The organism is Thermocrispum agreste DSM 44070 (assembly GCF_000427905.1).
Taxonomy (GTDB): Bacteria; Actinomycetota; Actinomycetes; order Mycobacteriales; family Pseudonocardiaceae; genus Thermocrispum; species Thermocrispum agreste.
Genome location: NZ_KE386603.1, coordinates 292470 through 309531 on the forward strand (window position 1 = coordinate 292470; position 17062 = coordinate 309531).

Annotated in this window: 16 protein-coding genes; 7 read left to right on the top strand and 9 right to left on the bottom strand. The window is 69.7% G+C overall.

Annotation, left to right across the window (positions count from 1 at the left end):
* The first annotated feature begins 58 nt into the window (after nt 1–58).
* Nucleotides 59–3034 carry a type II toxin-antitoxin system Rv0910 family toxin gene (locus YWY_RS23290; RefSeq protein WP_028847726.1) on the top strand — a complete coding sequence of 992 codons (2976 nt, stop codon included), beginning with the start codon at nt 59–61 and terminating at the stop codon, nt 3032–3034.
* Nucleotides 3035–3066: 32 nt separating this feature from the next.
* Here YWY_RS23290 and YWY_RS0111535 read toward each other — a convergent pair whose 3' ends face one another.
* Nucleotides 3067–3450: a hypothetical protein gene (locus tag YWY_RS0111535; RefSeq protein ID WP_156899207.1), complete on the bottom strand. Its 384-nt coding sequence runs from the start codon at nt 3448–3450 to the stop codon at nt 3067–3069.
* A 142-nt stretch (nt 3451–3592) separates the two neighbouring features.
* On the opposite strand from YWY_RS0111535, the gene YWY_RS0111540 reads away from it, so the two are divergent.
* Both YWY_RS0111540 and YWY_RS0111545 read left to right on the top strand, forming a co-directional pair.
* On the top strand, nt 3593–4426 hold the full coding sequence (locus YWY_RS0111540) for a helix-turn-helix domain-containing protein (protein WP_169725244.1): 834 nt from the start codon (nt 3593–3595) through the stop codon (nt 4424–4426).
* Nucleotides 4423–4659, top strand: coding sequence for a DUF397 domain-containing protein (locus tag YWY_RS0111545; protein ID WP_028847729.1), 237 nt, complete (start codon nt 4423–4425; stop codon nt 4657–4659). Before YWY_RS0111540 ends, YWY_RS0111545 begins: the two co-directional genes overlap by 4 nt.
* Before the next feature lie 160 nt (nt 4660–4819).
* Here the strand turns inward: YWY_RS0111545 and paaE are convergent, their stop codons facing one another.
* From paaE to paaZ, 6 genes are read right to left on the bottom strand one after another with little or no spacing between them, the layout of a single operon-like run.
* Nucleotides 4820–5902 (bottom strand): 1,2-phenylacetyl-CoA epoxidase subunit PaaE, encoded by a 1083-nt coding sequence (gene paaE, locus YWY_RS0111550; RefSeq protein WP_028847730.1) that lies wholly within the window; start codon nt 5900–5902, stop codon nt 4820–4822.
* 1 nt (nt 5903) lies between these two features.
* Nucleotides 5904–6419, bottom strand: a complete 516-nt coding sequence (gene paaD, locus YWY_RS0111555; protein WP_038045026.1) for a 1,2-phenylacetyl-CoA epoxidase subunit PaaD — start codon at nt 6417–6419, stop codon at nt 5904–5906.
* Nucleotides 6413–7288 (bottom strand): 1,2-phenylacetyl-CoA epoxidase subunit PaaC, encoded by an 876-nt coding sequence (gene paaC, locus YWY_RS0111560; RefSeq protein ID WP_028847732.1) that lies wholly within the window; start codon nt 7286–7288, stop codon nt 6413–6415. The genes paaD and paaC overlap by 7 nt, the downstream gene beginning before the upstream one ends.
* Before the next feature lie 14 nt (nt 7289–7302).
* The gene (paaB, locus tag YWY_RS0111565) at nt 7303–7632 is read right to left on the bottom strand and encodes a 1,2-phenylacetyl-CoA epoxidase subunit PaaB (protein ID WP_051310164.1); all 330 of its coding nucleotides are present in this window, start codon (nt 7630–7632) and stop codon (nt 7303–7305) included.
* The gene (gene paaA, locus YWY_RS0111570) at nt 7629–8612 is read right to left on the bottom strand and encodes a 1,2-phenylacetyl-CoA epoxidase subunit PaaA (protein WP_051310165.1); all 984 of its coding nucleotides are present in this window, start codon (nt 8610–8612) and stop codon (nt 7629–7631) included. Before paaA ends, paaB begins: the two co-directional genes overlap by 4 nt.
* Entirely contained in the window at nt 8609–10663 is a 2055-nt protein-coding gene (gene paaZ / locus YWY_RS0111575) for a phenylacetic acid degradation bifunctional protein PaaZ (RefSeq protein WP_028847735.1), read from the bottom strand. Before paaZ ends, paaA begins: the two co-directional genes overlap by 4 nt.
* A 96-nt stretch (nt 10664–10759) precedes the next feature.
* Here paaZ and paaI point away from each other — a divergent pair, with 96 nt between their 5' ends.
* The 3 genes from paaI to YWY_RS0111590 all read left to right on the top strand — a co-directional run bounded on the left by paaI (nt 10760) and on the right by YWY_RS0111590 (nt 12666).
* The gene (paaI, locus tag YWY_RS0111580) at nt 10760–11146 is read left to right on the top strand and encodes a hydroxyphenylacetyl-CoA thioesterase PaaI (protein WP_084609273.1); all 387 of its coding nucleotides are present in this window, start codon (nt 10760–10762) and stop codon (nt 11144–11146) included.
* Nucleotides 11143–11757 carry a TetR/AcrR family transcriptional regulator gene (locus tag YWY_RS0111585; RefSeq protein WP_028847737.1) on the top strand — a complete coding sequence of 205 codons (615 nt, stop codon included), beginning with the start codon at nt 11143–11145 and terminating at the stop codon, nt 11755–11757. The genes paaI and YWY_RS0111585 overlap by 4 nt, the downstream gene beginning before the upstream one ends.
* A gap of 144 nt (nt 11758–11901) precedes the next feature.
* Nucleotides 11902–12666 (top strand): NPP1 family protein, encoded by a 765-nt coding sequence (locus YWY_RS0111590; RefSeq protein ID WP_028847738.1) that lies wholly within the window; start codon nt 11902–11904, stop codon nt 12664–12666.
* Between the two features lie 260 nt (nt 12667–12926).
* Here the strand turns inward: YWY_RS0111590 and YWY_RS0111595 are convergent, their stop codons facing one another.
* Nucleotides 12927–14465, bottom strand: coding sequence for an AMP-binding protein (locus tag YWY_RS0111595; RefSeq protein WP_028847739.1), 1539 nt, complete (start codon nt 14463–14465; stop codon nt 12927–12929).
* An 86-nt stretch (nt 14466–14551) separates the two neighbouring features.
* Nucleotides 14552–15499, bottom strand: coding sequence for a methionyl-tRNA formyltransferase (locus YWY_RS0111600; RefSeq protein ID WP_028847740.1), 948 nt, complete (start codon nt 15497–15499; stop codon nt 14552–14554).
* 145 nt (nt 15500–15644) lie between these two features.
* On the opposite strand from YWY_RS0111600, the gene YWY_RS0111605 reads away from it, so the two are divergent.
* Nucleotides 15645–16973: a lysine N(6)-hydroxylase/L-ornithine N(5)-oxygenase family protein gene (locus tag YWY_RS0111605; RefSeq protein WP_028847741.1), complete on the top strand. Its 1329-nt coding sequence runs from the start codon at nt 15645–15647 to the stop codon at nt 16971–16973.
* Nucleotides 16974–17062 lie beyond the last annotated feature (89 nt).

The following is a 17062-nucleotide window of genomic DNA, read 5'->3' on the forward strand; positions in this document are numbered from 1 at the left end:
CCCTGGTGAGCCACAATGCCCCAACATACATTCCGAACGGACGGTAAGTGGAGGGCCGATGAGCGACGCACTGCGCAAGGTTCGTGCTCAGCTGCGCGGCGCTCGGCAGCTGACCAAGGCGGCAGCGTCCGACAAGCGCGTGCGACGGGAACTTCTGCGCGGGTTGTTCGGCCGTTCGCGCCGAGCCCACCGGGCCGCCGGGCCCGGCGGCGAGCCCGGTGCCGCGCGGTCGTCCGGTGCCGACGGGGCCGACGGGTACCAGCCGCCTGCCGGGCTCGCCGAGTGGGCCGCACACACCCACGCCGAGCAGGTCGTCTCGGCCTCCGTGGCGGACACCCTGGCGTTCGTGTCCGATCCCGGCCGTTTCCCGGAATGGCTCACCACGCACACCGGATGGCGCGGGGAAGCACCGCAGGGTGCGCGCGAAGGGGAGACGTTCGTCCAGCAGGCCAGAGTGATGGGCATCCCGGTCGACGTGACCTGGACGGTCGTTTCGGTCGGCGACAGCGGGCTGGAGCTGCACGGTCTCGGCCCGATGGGGGTGAAGTTCGCCTTCTGGATCACGGTGACCGAACATCCCGACGGCGCCAAGGTCTTCTTCGACGCCGGGCTGGACGGGCAGCCGATCAAGGGACCCATGGGGGCGTCCGTGCTGCGCAGCCTGACCGACGAGCTGGAAGCGTCGCTGGCGCAGCTGGCCGGGGTGCTGGCCAACGAGGACTCGCCGGGCCGGGCCAGGCGTGCGCCGGTGAAGCATCAGGCCACCGGCGAACTGCTGGATCCCAACACCCCGGTGCTGGTCGGTGTCGGTCAGGTGGTGCAGCGGGAAGGGGGCACCAAGGACCCCGCCGCCCTGTCCGTGGTCGCGCTGCGCCGGGCGGCGGAAGACGCGGGAGCGGGCGAGGACCTGCTCCGCAGCGCCGATGCCGTGTACGCGGTGGCCAGCGCGTCGTGGACCTACAACGATCAGGCCGCGGCCGTGGCGGAAGGAGTCGGCGCGAAGCCGAAGAGCACGGTGCAGTCCACTCCGCTCGGCGGTGACGGCGCACAGCTGCTGATCAACGATGCCGCGCAGGCCATCGCGGACGGTGCGGCGTCGGTGGTACTGCTCAGCGGCGCGGAAGCCGGGGCCACGCTCGCCGCGACCGACGGCACCCCGGAGTGGCCGGTGCAGGACGCGAGCGTCCGGCCCACCAGGGTGGTGGGCATCGACCGGCCCGGTAACCACGAGGCGGAGACCGCCGTCGGGCTCGGCATGCCGATCTACATGTACGCGCTGCTGGAGACCGCGGTGCGGGCACAGTCCGGGCGTGACCCGAAGGAACACCGGGACGCGGTCGGCCGGATGTGGTCACGGTTCTCCGCCGTGGCGGCGAAGAACCCGTACGCGTGGCAGCCGCAGGAATTCAGCGCGGAGGAGATCGTCACGCCGAGCAAGGACAACCGGATGGTCTCCGCCCCCTACACGAAGCTGATGTGCGCGAACCTGCAGGTCGACCTGGCCACCGGGTTGATCATGTGCAGCGCGGCGGCCGCGGAGGCGGCGGGCATCCCGCAGAAGAAGTGGGTGTTCGTGCACGCCGGCGCCTCCGGCCACGACGAGTGGTTCGTCGCCAACCGTGCCTGGCTGGCCGCGTCACCGGCGATCAACGCGCTGGGCAGGGCGGTGATGGAGCACGCCGAGGTCACCGCGGACCAGCTCAAGCACGTCGACCTCTACTCGTGCTTCCCGTCCGCCGTGCAGATCGCCGCCAAGGAGCTCGGCCTGCCCACCGACGATCCGGACCGGCCGCTGACCGTCACCGGGGGGCTGACGTTCGGCGGCGGTCCGGGCAACAACTACGGCAGCCACGGGGTGGCTTCGCTGGTGCCGTTGCTGCGCGCCGAGCCCGAGGCGTACGGCCTGGCCACCTCGCTCGGCTGGTATCTCACCAAACACGCCCTGGGGGTCTATTCGGCGAAACCGCCGAAGCGTCCGTTCCGGCACCTGCAACCGGTCATCGAGCACCCGCCTGCCCGGCCGGTGCGGACCGACTACCACGGACCGGCCGTGGTGGAGGCCTACACCGTGCCGTACAGCAGGGAAGGGGAGCCCGAGGCGGCCATTCTGAGCGTGCTGGCCCCGGACGGAGCCCGCGCGCTGCTGCGGACCACGCAGGCCGAGGTGATCGAGACGTTGCTCGACACGGACGCGGTCGGGCGTCCGGTGGACATCGCCGAGGACGGCACCGTGACGCTCGGCGAAGGGAGCGTGGAACTGCCCGAACCCCCGCCGCCGCCGGTGCTGACCGAACGGCGCGGGCCGACCATGATCATCACGCTGAACCGGCCGGAGGTCCGCAACGCGATCGACGTGGCCACGGCGGCCGCCCTGGAACGGGCCATCGACGTGTTCAAGGCCGATCCGCACGCCCGGGTCGCGATCCTCACCGGAGCGGGGGGCTCGTTCTGCGCCGGCATGGACCTCAAGGCCGCCGCTCGTGGTCAGTTCCCGGTCACCGAGAAGCGCGGCCCGCTCGGGTTGACCGCGGTGCCGCCGAAGAAGCCGTTGATCGCCGCTGTGGAAGGGCACGCCCTGGCCGGTGGGTGCGAGCTGGCGCTGGCCGCGGATCTCATCGTCGCCGCCGAGGACGCGCAGTTCGGGCTCCCGGAGCCCAAGCGGGGGCTGGCCGCGGCCGCGGGCGGGGTGATGCGGCTGCGGGAACGGCTGCCGCGCAACATCGCGATGGAAATGGCGCTGACCGGCGACCCCATGCCCGCGCAACGGCTGGCCGAGCTGGGGTTGATCAATGCGCTGGCCCCGGCCGGGTCGGTGCTGGATGCGGCGCTGAAGCTGGCCGAGCGGATCGCCGGGAACGCGCCGATCAGCGTGGAGGTGAGCAAGCGCATCGTCGACGAGTCGAGCGACTGGTCCACCACCGAGGCGTTCGCCAAGCAGGCCGACATCGCGGCGGCCGCGCTGGCGTCGGAGGACGCCACCGAGGGTGTGCGGGCGTTCGCCGAGAAGCGCGACCCGGTGTTCAAGGGGCGGTAGGCCGAGACGGGAGAGCCGAGGAGAAGGCCTCGCTAACGCTCCGGGGGACGATCCCCGGCCGTCTCGATGAGGCGGATGCCATCCCGGCCATGCCCGCTGTCCGAGGAGGATGGAGCCCGGTCGGCGCCGCCAGGTCGGGTCGGGTGCTGTGCAGGCGGAAATACAGGGCTGACGACGCCGTCCGGGAGCTTGTGGGAATCGAAGGTGCCGATGACCACGCGTTGCTCGTCGAGTTCGTCTGCGCGGTTGTCCAGCAACGCGGACATCGAGTCGCAAATGCCTGCGAGCTCGCGAAGCCGCTCAGGTGACAGCGAGCCGTCGGCACGTCGATCGTCGAGCAGGGCGAGGACGATCGCCCCTATGTCCTGATTCAGCTTCGCGACAGTAGCGAGAACTTCGAGGTCCTCGGCCTTCACGTCACCCTCCCGGTAGTGCCCGTCTGAGATCACCCGTCACAGCGAATTGCCGCATAGTCGCTGTGACTGAGTCGCCAGAGTGGCCAAGGATTTCGAGTCGCACTAAGTGCGACAACGTCATGTTCACCCGGGGGAGGGATTGGTGCCCAACATCAAGGCTGTCCGGCTGGGACGGACGTTGGCCCGTGCTCGGCACAGGGCCGGTCTCAATGTGCGGGAAGCTGCCCGGAAGCTCGGCATGAAGCATCACCAGCGGCTGCACAACATGGAGAAGGGGAGAGGACCGTACGACCCGGAGGAGATCGCCACCCTCCTGGGCATCTACGGAACCGACCCGACGGTGCGTGCTCAGATCCAGCTGCAGGTCCGCGCCCTGACACAGCCGGTGTGGTGGCAGCGGACCATGCCCGGGCTGCCCGATGACATCGGTCTTCTCGCCGAGTTCGAGGAACAGGCGACGGCGATCACCGAGTGGGGCGCCCTCATCCTGCCCGGCCTGACGCAGACCCGGGCGTATTCCCGGGCGTGGATGACGACGGCGGACGATCTCGCCGAGGATGCCGTCGAGGTGCGCTTGACGATGCGGGCTCGCCGGCAGCAGCGGTTGGACGACGGCATCCCCTACACCGCGTTCATCACCGAGCATGCTCTTCGAGCGTCCCCGGGGGATCCCGAGGTGCACGTCCAGCAGCTCAACAAGCTGCTGGACCTGTCCCAGCGGCCGAATGTGCGCATCCGTCTGATCCCCATGGGAACGCGGGTCTACCGTGGCCAAGTCGGTGGTTTCGTGTTGCTGGAGTTCGGCGACGACGCCGAGGCCCTGGTGCAACTCGAACAGGACTCCTCGGTGGTGTGGCTGACCGAAGACGAGGCGACCAAGCCGTACCTCAAGGCGCGAGCCCAGCTGGAGTCTGTCGCGGTGGATGCGACAGACTTGATCAAGCGGATTCGACAGGAGTTGGAAGAGGCGACATGAGCGACGTCGAGCGTCGGGATGCGGGGTTTGTCGATCACCCTGGCTGGTTCAAGTCGAGCTTCAGCGGCTCCGCCGGGAGCTGTGTCGAGGTGAACATGACCGCTGTGGAGGGCGCGGTGCTCGTGCGGCACAGCAAGAACCCCGAGGGTGGGGTGCTGCGCTTCACCGCCGATGAGTGGCGTGCGTTCGAGGCGGGTGTGCGCGCCGGGGAGTTCAGCCTTCCGGAAGCCTGATCAAGGCTGCGGGCTTCCGGGTCCGTAGCATGAGGACGGGCCGCCGGGTGCTTTCGATCCTGGGGGCTGGCGGTTTGCCGTTGCCTCGGTGGCTGTCGTCTGGGGTGGGTGTGGCAGCCCGTTTCATGCTTGCCTCGTCGCCGCTGGCCCGGCGCCCGGGTTAGGCGTCGTAGTCGACCGTGACGCGCTCGCTGACCGGGTAGGACTGGCAGGTCAGCACGAACCCGGCGTCGACCTCGTCGTCTTCCAGGGCGAAGTTGCGGCGCATGTCGACCTTGCCGTCGGTCACCCGGGCCCGGCACGTCCCGCACACTCCGCCCTTGCAGGCGAACGGCAGATCCGGGCGTGCGCGCTGGGCGCCGTCGAGGATCGACGAGTGGCGCGGGGTGACCACGGTGGTGGTGCGGCCGTCCAGCCGGATCACCACCTCGCTGCTGGCGCCCTCCACTTCCGGCTCCGGGTGCCGAACCGGCTCGGGCGGCAGGTCGCCCACGTAGAACAGCTCCTGGTGAATCCGCTCCCGCGGCACTCCCTCCGACCGCAGCATCTGCTGGATGTCGGTGACCATGCCGAACGGCCCGCACAGCCACCAGTGGTCGGCCTGGTCCGTGCCGCCGAGCAGCGGCATGATGGCACGCACCCGGTCGGCATCCAGCCGTCCGCTGAACAACTCCACGTCGCGCGGTTCACGGGACAGCACGTGGATCAAGGTGAACCGCTGCGGGTACCTGTCCTTCAGGTCGGCCAGCTCGTCGGCGAACATCACCGTGCTGGTGCGGCGGTTGCCGTAGAGCATGGTCACGGTCGTCTCCGGATGCTCCAGCACACTCGCTGCGATGGACAGCGCCGGTGTGATGCCCGAACCCGCCACGATCAGCACGTGGTGCGCGGGCACGTCCACGTCCGGCGTGAACGACCCGGTCGGCGTCGAGACGTCGATCCGATCGCCGGGCCGGACCTGGTGCACCAGCCAGGTGGAGAACAGCCCATCCGGGATCTGGCGCACCCCGATGCGCGGCTTGGCGCCCGCGGGCGCGCAAATCGAGTAGTTGCGCCGCTCCTCCACGCCGTCGATCACCCGGCGCACGATCAGCGACTGGCCCGGCAGGTACGCGTACTCCGCCGCCAGGTGCTCCGGCACGTCGAAGGTGATCGCGACCGCGTCCTCGCACAACCGCGTGACGTCGGCGACGGTCAGCGTGTGGAACCGCGTGCGGGCGGGGGCGGGGGCCGAAACGGTCACGTCACAGCTCCTTGAAGTGCTCGAACGGCTCGGCGCACGACCGGCAGCGGCGCATCGCCTTGCATGCCGTCGCCGAGAACCGGGCGATTTCCTCGGTGTCCGTCGAGCCGCACTTCGGGCACGCCGCCCGGCTCGACGGCGGGGTCAACGTCAACGGGATCGGGCCGGACCGGCGCGGCGCCGGGCCGGGTGGGGCGATGCCCGCTTCGGCGAGCTTGCGCCTGCCTTCCTCGGTGATCCAGTCGCTGCTCCACGGCGGCTGCAGCACCATGCGCACGTCGACCTCGCGGTACCCGGCCTCGTGCAGCGCGTGCACCAGGTCGTCACGCATGGTGTCCATGGCCGGGCAGCCGCTGTAGGTGGGGGTGATCGTCACGCGTACCACCCCGTCCTCCTCGGTCACGTCGCGGAGCACGCCCAGGTCGGCCAGCGTCAGCATGGGCAGCTCGGGGTCGGTCACCCGGGCCGCCACCTGGTAGGCGCGGCCGGTCCGCTCGGTCACCTCGGTGGTCACCATGTCGCCCCCGGATGCGCTCGCGCCACCGACTGCATCTCCGCCAGCAGGTAGCCCATGGCCTCGGTGTGCACGCCGTCCCGGCCCGCCTTGCCGCCGATCCTGGCCATCGGGGCCGCCTCCGGCTTGGTCAAGCCGGCCGTGGCCAGCACCTCGTCGATGACCTCGTCGAACTCGGCTCGCAGCTCGCGGACGTCCACCGCGACCCGGTCCAGCCGCAGCTCGACCGGATGCGGCTCGAACAGCTCGCCGACCAGCGGCCACACCGCGTCCAGCCCCGCCTGCATCCGCTCGTGCGACACCTCGGTGCCGTCGCCGAGACGGATGACCCACTGCGCGGCGTAGTCCCGGTGGTAGGTGACCTCCTTGACGCCCTTCGCCGCGATCGCCGACAGCACCGGGTCGATCGAGTCGACCAGCCGCTGGAACTGCACCAGCCGCCAGGTGGCGAACACCAGCAGCCGCGCCATGGAGAAGGCGAAATCGCCGTTGGGGGCCTCCACCAGGCGCACGTTGCGGAACTCGTGCTCAGGCCGGAAGAACGCCAGTTCGTCCTCGGTGCGGTCGCTGCCGTCGGCCTTGCCCGCCCTGGTCAGCAGCATGCGCGCCTGGCCGAGCAGGTCGAGCCCGATGTTGGCCAGCGCCATCTCGTCTTCCAGTTCCGGCGCACGGGTGCACCACTGCTGCATGCGCTGGGACAGGATCAGCGCGTCGTCCCCGAGCATCAGGCAGTAGGTGGCCAGGTCGCCGCCGTCCACGTCCGCGGGCACGGTGGTGTCCACACCGGCCAGCGGGTCGGTGAACCCGGTGCCGTAAGCCCACCGGGCGTCGTTCTCCTCGGTGATCGCCTCGTAGGCGTTGTCGAAAGCCACGTCGCTACCCCCGCTCACATGTGCGGGACGTTCTCGGGAATGTCGTAGAAGGTGGGGTGCCGGTAGACCTTGTCCGCCGACGGTGCGAAGAACGGGTCCTTCTCGTCCGGGCTGGACGCGGCGATGTGCTCCGCCTTCACCACCCAGATGCTCACGCCCTCGTTGCGCCGGGTGTAGAGGTCACGCGCGTGCCGCAACGCCATCTCATCGTCGGCGGCGTGCAGTGAGCCGACGTGCACGTGGTTGAGCCCGCGCTTGGACCGCACGAACACCTCGTACAGCGGCCACTCGTGGCGCACCTTCTCGGTGGTCGCCTGTTCGGAAGCCTTGCCGGCACTGCTCATGCTGCCGCCTCCTGACGTTGCTGCCGCTCCCGCTGCTTGCGGGCGTAGGCCGCGGCGGCCTCCCGCACCCACGCGCCTTCTTCGTGGGCGCGCTTGCGGGCGGCGATGCGCTGCGCGTTGCACGGCCCGTTGCCGCTGATGACCCGCTGGAACTCGTCCCAGTCGATCTGACCGAAGTCGTAGTGGCCGCGCTCGGGATTCCACTTCAGCTCCGGGTCGGGCAGGGTGACGCCGAGCGCCTCGGCCTGCGGCACGGTCATGTCCACGAACTTCTGCCGCAGCTCGTCGTTGGTGTGCCGCTTGATCTTCCACGCCATCGACTGCGCGGTGTGCTTCGACTGGTCGTCCGGCGGGCCGAACATCATCAGCGACGGCCACCACCAGCGGTTCACCGCGTCCTGCACCATCCGGCGCTGTTCCTCGGTGCCCCGCATCATCGTCATCAGCAGCTCGTAGCCCTGCCGCTGGTGGAACGATTCCTCCTTGCAGATGCGGATCATCGCCCGCGCGTACGGGCCGTAGGAGCTTCGGCACAGCGGGACCTGGTTGCAGATCGCCGCGCCGTCCACCAGCCACCCGATCACGCCGACGTCGGCGAACGTCAGCGTGGGGTAGTTGAAGATCGACGAGTACTTCTGCTTGCCCGCCAGGAGCCGCTCGGTGAGCTCGCCCCGGTCCGCGCCGAGCGTCTCGGCGGCCGAGTACAGGTACAGCCCGTGGCCCGCCTCGTCCTGCACCTTGGCCAGCAGGATCGCCTTGCGGCGCAGCGACGGGGCGCGGGTGATCCAGTTGCCCTCCGGCTGCATGCCGATGATCTCCGAGTGCGCGTGCTGCGCGATCTGCCGGATCAGCGTCTTGCGGTAGCCCTCGGGCATCCAGTCGCGCGGCTCGATGCGCTGATCGCGCTGGATGGTCCGGTTGAAGTGCTCTTCCAGCTCGGTGACCGGCTCGGCGGCCGGTGCGGTGTTCGTCGTCGTCATCGCTTCCCTCCCGCGTCCTCGGCGGGGTACTCCTTGGCGACCAGCGTCAGAACGTCGTACTTGGCGACCGACTCGCCTGCGGCGTTGGTGACGTCGGCGTCCCAGCGGACTTCGCCGTGGTCGGCGTTCTCCCGCGGGGTGATCTGCTTGCAGGTCAGCGTCACGGTCAGCTCGTCGCCCGGCTTGACCGGCGTCAGGAAGCGCAGGTTCTCCAGGCCGTAGTTGGCCAGCACCGGTCCCGGTGCCGGGTCGACGAACAAGCCGGCCGCGAACGACACGACCAGGTAGCCGTGCGCAACGATGCCGCCGAACAACGGGTTCTTCGCCGCCGCTGCCTCGTCGGTGTGCGCGTAGAAGGTGTCGCCGGTGAACTCGGCGAAGTGCTCGATGTCCTCCGGTGTGACCTTGCGCGGGCCCGCCACCACACAGTCCCCGACCCGCAGCTCGGCCAGCGACTTGCGGAACGGGTGCACGTCCTCGTTGCGCGGCGCGCCGGGCACCCAGGTACCGGTGACGGCGCTGAGCATCTTCGGACTGCCCTGCACCGCGGTGCGCTGCATGTAGTGCAGGATGCCGCGCACCCCGCCCATTTCCTCGCCACCGCCTGCCCGGCCCGGGCCGCCGTGCACCAGGGCGGGCAGCGGCGAACCGTGGCCGGTGGACTCCTTGGCGTCGTCGGCGTCGAGCACCAGCAGCCTGCCGTGCCACGGCGCCACACCGAGCACTACTTCCCGGGCGAAGTCCTCGTCGGCGGTGACCACCGAGCCGGCCAGGCTGCCTTCGCCGAGCGCGCCCAGCCGGACGACCTGCTCGGCCGACGTGTAGGGGATGAGCGTGGAGACCGGGCCGAACGCCTCCACCTGGTGCGGCTCGCGCAGCTCGGGATCGGTCACCTTGAGCAGCACCGGGGACATGAAAGCGCCGCGCTCGGCGTCGGCGTCGACCACGTCGACACGCTGCGGGTCACCGAAGACGATGTCGGCCACCGAGGTCAGCGCCTTCAGCGAGCGCCGCACCTCCTCGCGCTGCTCCAGGCTGGCCAGCGCGCCCATGCGCACGTTCTCCGACGCCGGGTTGCCGACCGTCACCTTGCCCAGTCGCTCGGCTGCCGCTTCCGCCACGGCGTCCATCAGCTCGGCGGGCACGAAGGCGCGGCGGATCGCCGTGCACTTCTGGCCCGCCTTGACGGTCATCTCGGTGACCAGCTGCTTGACGTAGAGATCGAACTCGGTGGTTCCCGGCTTGGCATCCGGGCCGAGGACGGACAGGTTCAGCGAGTCGGCCTCGGCGTTGAACCGCACGCTGTTGCGCACGATCGCCGGGTGCGTGCGCAGGCGCTGCGCGGTGGACGCCGAGCCGGTGAACGCCACCACGTCCTGCTCGGTGACGTGGTCGAGCAGATCGCCGACCGGGCCGCACACCAGCTGGATCGACCCCTCGGGGAGGATGCCCGACTCGACGATCAGCTCCACCAGGCGATGGGTCAGGTACGCGGTCTGACTCGCCGGCTTGATCAGGCTCGGTACCCCGGCCACGAACGCGGGCGCGAACTTCTCCAGCGGTCCCCAGACCGGGAAGTTGAACGCGTTGATCTGCACCACGACACCGCGCAGCGGGGTGGCGATGTGCTGGCCGTGGAAGGTCCCGCCCTTGCTCAGCGGCTCGAGCGCGCCGTCCAGGTAGACGTGCGAGTTCGGCATCTCGCGGCGGCCCTTGCTGCTGTAGGAGAACAGCACGCCGATGCCCCCGTCGATGTCGAACTTGGAGTCCGCGAGCGTGGCGCCGGTGCGGTAGGACAGCTGGTACAGCTCCTCGCGATGCTCGCGCAGGTGGGACGCCAGCACCTTGAGCAGTGCCGCCCGCTGGTGGAAGGTGAGCTCGCGCAGCGCCGGCCCGCCGACGGTGCGGCCGTACTCCAGTGCGGCGGCCATGTCGACGCCGGTGGTGGAGATCCTGGCGACCTCCTCGCCGGTCGCAGCGTCGCGCAGTGGCGCCCCTTCGTCGCTGGGGGTGAACCAGGTGCCGGCGACATAGCTGCGCAAGGGTGCCATCGCGAGACCTTCCCGTTTCCTCGGTGAATTACCTACCGATCGTTTAGTAATTAATGATAGCGTGTCCGCATGGGTTCGGAAAGTGCCGCGCGGCGCATGCTGGAGGCGGACGTGGCCTCCACGGCGCTGGGGATGGAATTGGTCGACTTGCGGGTAGGCCACGCGGTGGTACGCATGCGGCTGACCAGCCGGATGGTCAACGGCCACGGGATCGTGCACGGCGGGTACGTGTTCATGCTGGCCGACACCGCGTTCGCGTGTGCCTGCAACAGCCATGGCCCGACGACGGTGGCGTCCGGAGCCGACATCACTTTCGTGGCTCCGGTGCATGAGGGCGACGAGTTGTACGCCGTCGCGGAGGAGCGCACCCGTTACGGCCGCAACGGCATTTACGACGTCACCGTGCGGCGTGGCGGCGTCGACGGTGAAGTGGTCGCGGAGTTCCGCGGCCGCAGCCGAGTCGTGCAGGTGAACGGACGGTGACCGGCACGGCGCAGCGGAAGCCGGGCAGGCGCGGTCGCCCCGGCTACGACCTGGAGCAGGTTCTCGAAGTCGCCGCGCACCTGTTCTACGAGCGCGGTTACGACGGCACGTCGATGGAAGAGCTGAGCAAGCGGCTCGGACTGACCAAGGCGGCGATCTACCACCACGTCGCAGGGAAGGAGGAGTTGCTCCGGCTCATCGTCGACCGCGCTCTGGACGGGTTGTTCGCCGTCGCCGACGAGGTGCAGGCGGCCGACGGACCCGCCGTCGGCCGGCTCGAGCGGCTGGTCCGCGGCAGTGTGCACGTGCTGTCCGACCGCCTGCCGTACGTCACAGTGCTGCTCCGGGTGCGCGGGAACACCTCCGTCGAGCGAGCCGCGCTCGACCGGCGCCGCGAGTTCGACCGCCGCGTTGCGGACCTGGTACGGCAGGCGCAGGCAGACGGCGACATCCGGTCGGACCTCGACCCGGGCACGGCGGCGCGCCTGCTGTTCGGCTTGGTCAACTCGCTGATCGAGTGGTACCGGCCGGAGGGGGAGTGGGCCGCCGACGATCTGGCCGACATGGTGGTCCAGGTGGCGTTCGACGGCTTGCGGGCGGCCGCGGGCTGACCGCGGGAAGACCGCCCGCAGCGCGGGGGGAACTCCGCGCACACCTGCCGGTCCGCCGGGGAAGACCCGACTTCCGGAGGTCGTGCCCGCACGCCAGGCGTTGTACCGTCAGCGCATTTCGACCGGGAGGAGTCGGAACGCGCGATGATCACGCGGGGATTGGCGGTACTGGTGGCGGCGACCGCCGCGCTGCTCGTCGCGCCCGCGCCCGCCGCGCTCGCCGACCCACCTCCCGCGCTGCCCGCCAACCACACCCCGGACGAAGGCAAGTGGCAGCCGGCATTCGACTACGACAAGGACGGCTGCTACCCGACGCCGGCGATCGGCCCGGACGGCACCCTCAACCCCGGCCTGAACAACTCCGGCGCGCTCAACGGCCAGTGCCGGGACAGCTGGGACCTGGACAACAGCAACGCCTACGCCCGCGCCCACTGCGACTCCAGTGGATGGTGCGCTTACCTGTACGACCTGTACTTCGAGAAGGACCAGGCCGTTCCCGGCTGGGACTGCTGCGGGCACCGGCACGACATCGAGCACGTCGTGATCTGGGTTTTCGACGACCAGGCCCGTTACGTGGCCACCTCGGAGCACGGCAAGTACGCCGTGCACCCGGCATCGGCGGTGGCGTGGGAGGGCACCCACGCCAAGATCGTCTACCACAAGGACGGGCTCAGCACCCATTGCTTCCGGCTGGCCAGGCACGACGAGGAGCCGGAGAACCACTCCGGCCGCTGGCACTACCCGGCCCTGGTCGGCTGGAACGGCTTCCCCGACGGCATCCGCGACAAGCTGGTCGCCGCCGACTTCGGCGCTGCCACGCTCGGCATCGCCGACGCCACGTTCCGGGACAACCTCGTCAAGGCGAAGCCCGCCGAGGTGCCCGATTCGGCACTCCCGGCGGGTGCATGACCAGCACGGCCCGCCGGGCTCCCTGCNCCCGGTGGGCCGTGCGTCCTGGCCGTGCCTGGCGTCGGCGGTGGGCTGGTCCCGTCGGTCGGGGCGCGCGGGGTTCAGTTCACCCGGCGTGGTGGCCGTGCCGATAGGGCTCGCGCAGCTTGAGCTTCTGCACTTCGGCGGCCTGCCGGGTTCCCTGTTCCCGGTGGGNCGTGCGTCCTGGCCGTGCCTGGCGTCGGCGGTGGGCTGGTCCCGTCGGTCGGGGCGCGCGGGGTTCAGTTCACCCGGCGGTGGTGGCCGCGCCAGTACGGCTCGCGCAGCTTGAACTTCTGCACCTTGCCGGTTGCGGTGCGCGGGATGCTTTCCCGGAACTCCACCGACGTCGGCGCCTTGTACCCAGCCAGCCGCTGCTTGCAGTGCGCGATCAGCTCGGCCTCGGTGACCTCGGCGTCCTTCTCCTTGACCACCAGCGCCTTGATCGTCTCGCCCCACTTGTCGTCGGGCACGCCGATCACCGCCACCTCGGCCACCGCCGGGTGGCTGAACAGCACGTCCTCCACCTCGATCGACGACACGTTCTCCCCGCCGGTGATGATCACGTCCTTCTTCCGGTCGGAGATGACCAGGTGGTTCTCCTTGTCGAACGATCCGCCGTCGCCGGTGTGGAACCAGCCGTCGGCCAGTGCCTCCTCGGTGGCCTGCGGGTTGTTCCAGTACGACTTGAGCACCACGTTGGCGCGGGCCAGCACCTCGCCGGAGTCGGACACCTTCAGCCGGACGCCCAGCGCGGGCAGGCCGGCCCGGGACAGCTTGTGCGCCTTCTCCTCCGCGGACAGGTCGTCGTCGTCCGGGCGGGTGCGGTTGAACGTCAACAGCGGTGCCGTCTCGGTCAGGCCGTAGATCTGCAGGAACTCCCAGCCCAGCTCCTCCTGCAGCCGTTGAATGGTCCGCGACGGCGGAGGCGCGCCCGCGCATACGATGCGCACCCGGTCGCGGCCGGGGATCTCGCCCTCCCAGTCCCGAGCGGCGTCCAGCACCATGTTCCACACCGCCGGGGCGCCGCACATCAACGTCACCTCGTGCTCCTGGACGCGGCGCAAGATCTCCGTCCCGTCGACCTTGCGCAGCACGACCTGCTTGACCCCGAGGCCGGCCAGCGCGAACGGCATGCCCCAGCCGTTGCAGTGGAACATCGGCAGTGTGTGCATGTACACGTCGCGCTCCCACGCGCGCACGTGCATGGCGAAGGTCACCGCGTTGATCCAGATGTTCCGGTGGGTCAGCTCGACGCCCTTGGGGCTGGCCGTCGTCCCCGAGGTGTAGTTGATCGTCGCCGTGGCGTCCTCGTCCGGCTCCGACCACGGGCGCGGCTCGGTGTCGAACCGCATCAGCTCCTGCTCGGTCTGCGCGCCGAGCACGAACCGATGCTTCGGACCGATGCCGTCCAGCGTCTCGGCCAGATCGGGATCGAGCAGCAGCACCGAGGCACCGGAGTGCTGCAGGATGAAGTCGACTTCGTCGCGCTTGAGCCGGAAGTTGACCGGTACGCAGATCCGGCCGCTGCCCGGCACCGCGAACAGCAGCTCGAGCAGGCGCGCGGAGTTGTGGCTGACCACCGCCACCCGTTCGCCTTCGCCGATGCCCAGCTGGTCGAAGCCGGCCTGCCAGGCCCGCACCCGCCGGGCGAACTCGGCGTAGGTGGTCTCGGGCACAGGGTCGGCCGGTTGCTGCGCTTCGTCCACTACGGCGGTCCGGTGGCCGAAACCGAACTCGCCGCGGTCGAGGAAGTCCGCGATGGTCAAGGGGGCACGCACGTCGAACGCCTCCTCACAGCTCGCCGTCGGTGTGTCCCATGTCACCACAGCGGCGGGCCGGGCGCAGCAACGATTTTCGGCCAGTTTCACGGGTGCGCCGTCAAATACCCACCCATGCTGCGGAAGTACTCAGTGGCGGCCAGTTCGGTGCCGTCCTCGGTACGCACCCGTTCGATGCGCAGTCCGCGGTTACGGCCGTAGCGAGCGTCGGCTCCCGCGACGATCACCACGCCGTCGCCTTCCCGGATGAAGATGCGGCCGGGTGTCCCGCCGTACCGGCGCTGCGATACAGACGCCCGCACGATGCGCAGCCGCTTGCCGTTGTGGTAGGTGAACGCGTTCGGGTACGGGTCGGACTGCGCGCGCACCAGCCGCTCGATGTCCTCCGCCGGCCAGTTCCAGTCGATCCTGCTGTCCTCGATCGACCGCTTGTGGAAGAAGCTCGCCTTGGCCGGATCCTGCGGCGTGAAGTCGCGTTTGCCGGACGCGATCAGCTCGAGCGCTTCGCGGACCACCGGCTCGATCAGCTCGACGGTGCGGTGGAACAGGTCGGTCGCGGTGTCCCTGGGGCCGACGTCGATCGCCTTCTGCACCACGATGTCGCCGGCGTCCAGTTCCTCGTTCATCATGTGCGCGGTCACGCCGACCTGCTTCTCCCCGTTGATCAACGCCCACACGATGGGGGAGAAGCCGGCGTAGGCGGGCAGGAGGGAGTCGTGCACGTTCAGCGTGCCGAACCGGGGCAGCTCGAAGACGTGCGGCGGGATCCAGGTGCGCCAGTTGTTGGCCACGATCAGGTCCGGGTCGATCTCCTTGAGCTTGCCGAACAGCTCGTCGTCGTCCGGGCGGTTGCGGATCACCACCTCCACGCCGTGCTCGGCCGCCAGATCCGCCACCGAGTCCGACCAGATCCGCTCGTAGGCGTGCTCGGACGGCGGGTGGGTGACCGCCAGCGCCACCTCGTGCTCGGAGTCCAGCAGGGCCCGCAGCGTGCGGTGACCCCAGGTCTGGTACCCGAACATGACTATTCGCATCGGCTTCCTCCTTCGTGCTGGTCGGCGCGCGACCGCCGGTGGCGAGACGGCGAGATCAACGTCACCCCTGTGGCAGTAATGAAGGCAAGCCTAACTTAGGTTAGTCTAACCTCCGTTCCACGACCGGCTACGGAGCGGACGGGATATGTCACCTGCTGTGGAAGACCCAACGCCTGTGTACGACGTCGTCGGGGTGGGCTTCGGCCCGTCCAACCTCGCGCTGGCCATTGCGCTGGCCGAGTACGAGGAGCAACGCGGGCCGGGCGACCCGGTGGTGACCGCCCGTTTCCTGGAGCGGCAGGAATCGTTCGCCTGGCACAGCGGGATGCTGATCGACGACGCCACCATGCAGGTGTCGTTTCTGAAGGACCTGGTGACGCTGCGCAATCCGGCCAGCCGGTTCAGTTTCCTGTCGTACCTGCACGCCAGGGACCGGCTGGTCGACTTCATCAACCACAAGACCCTGTTCCCGCTGCGCGCCGAATTCGACGACTACTTCCGCTGGTGCGCCGAAGCGTTCCGGGACCAGGTCAGCTACGGCTGCGAGGTCACCGGCGTGCGCCCGGTGGAACACGACGGCGAGGTCGTCTCCCTGGACGTGATCACCAGCGCGGGCGAGGTGTACCGGGCGCGCAACCTGGTGCTGGCCACCGGGCTGATCCCGAGCATGCCGCCGGGGGTTCCGGAAGCGGAACGCATCTGGCACAGCAGCAGCCTGCTGCACCGCATCGACGCGGTCGACCCCGCCGGAGCCAAGCGGTTCGTCGTGGTCGGCGCCGGGCAGAGCGCCGCGGAGGTCGTCGCCTTCCTGCACGACAAGTTCCCGGGCGCCGAGGTGTGCGCGGTGTTCTCCCGGTTCGGGCTGAGCCCCGCCGACGACAGCCCGCTGGCCAACCGGATCTTCGACCCGGCCACGGTGGACGAGTTCTACCACGCGCCGGAGCCGATGAAGCGCAAGCTGATGGACTACCACGCCAACACCAACTACTCGGTGGTCGACCTGGACCTGATCGAGGAGCTGTACCGGCGGACCTACCGGGAGAAGGTCCTCGGCACCCAGCGGCTGCGATGGTTCAACGTCAGCCGCACGGTCGACGTGGTGGACACCGGGCGGGGCGCGCTGGTCACCGTGGAGTCGATGACCACCGGCGAGCGGACGGTGCTCGACGCCGATGCGGCGGTGTTCGCCACCGGCTACCGTTGCGACGACTCCCTGCCACTGCTCGGTGAGCTGGCCCGTTGCTGTCACCGCGACGACTGCGGCAGGCTGCGCGTCACCCGCGATTACCGCGTGGTGACCGACGACCGCGTGCGGCCGGCGGTGTATCTCCAGGGCGGAAGCACCGAGCACACGCACGGCATCACTTCGTCGTTGCTCTCCAACTGCGCGGTGCGGGCTGGTGAAATCGTGGAGTCGTTGGTGCGGCGAGTGGCCTCGCGGCCGGGTGAACTCAGCGTCGCGGGCGTCCGCTGACCCGTACCCGTCACCCGAGGGGACGACCCCACGGTGCATGCTGCCCGCAGCGCGCGGGCGCACCGGACGTGTCGAGAAGGCAGGAGACC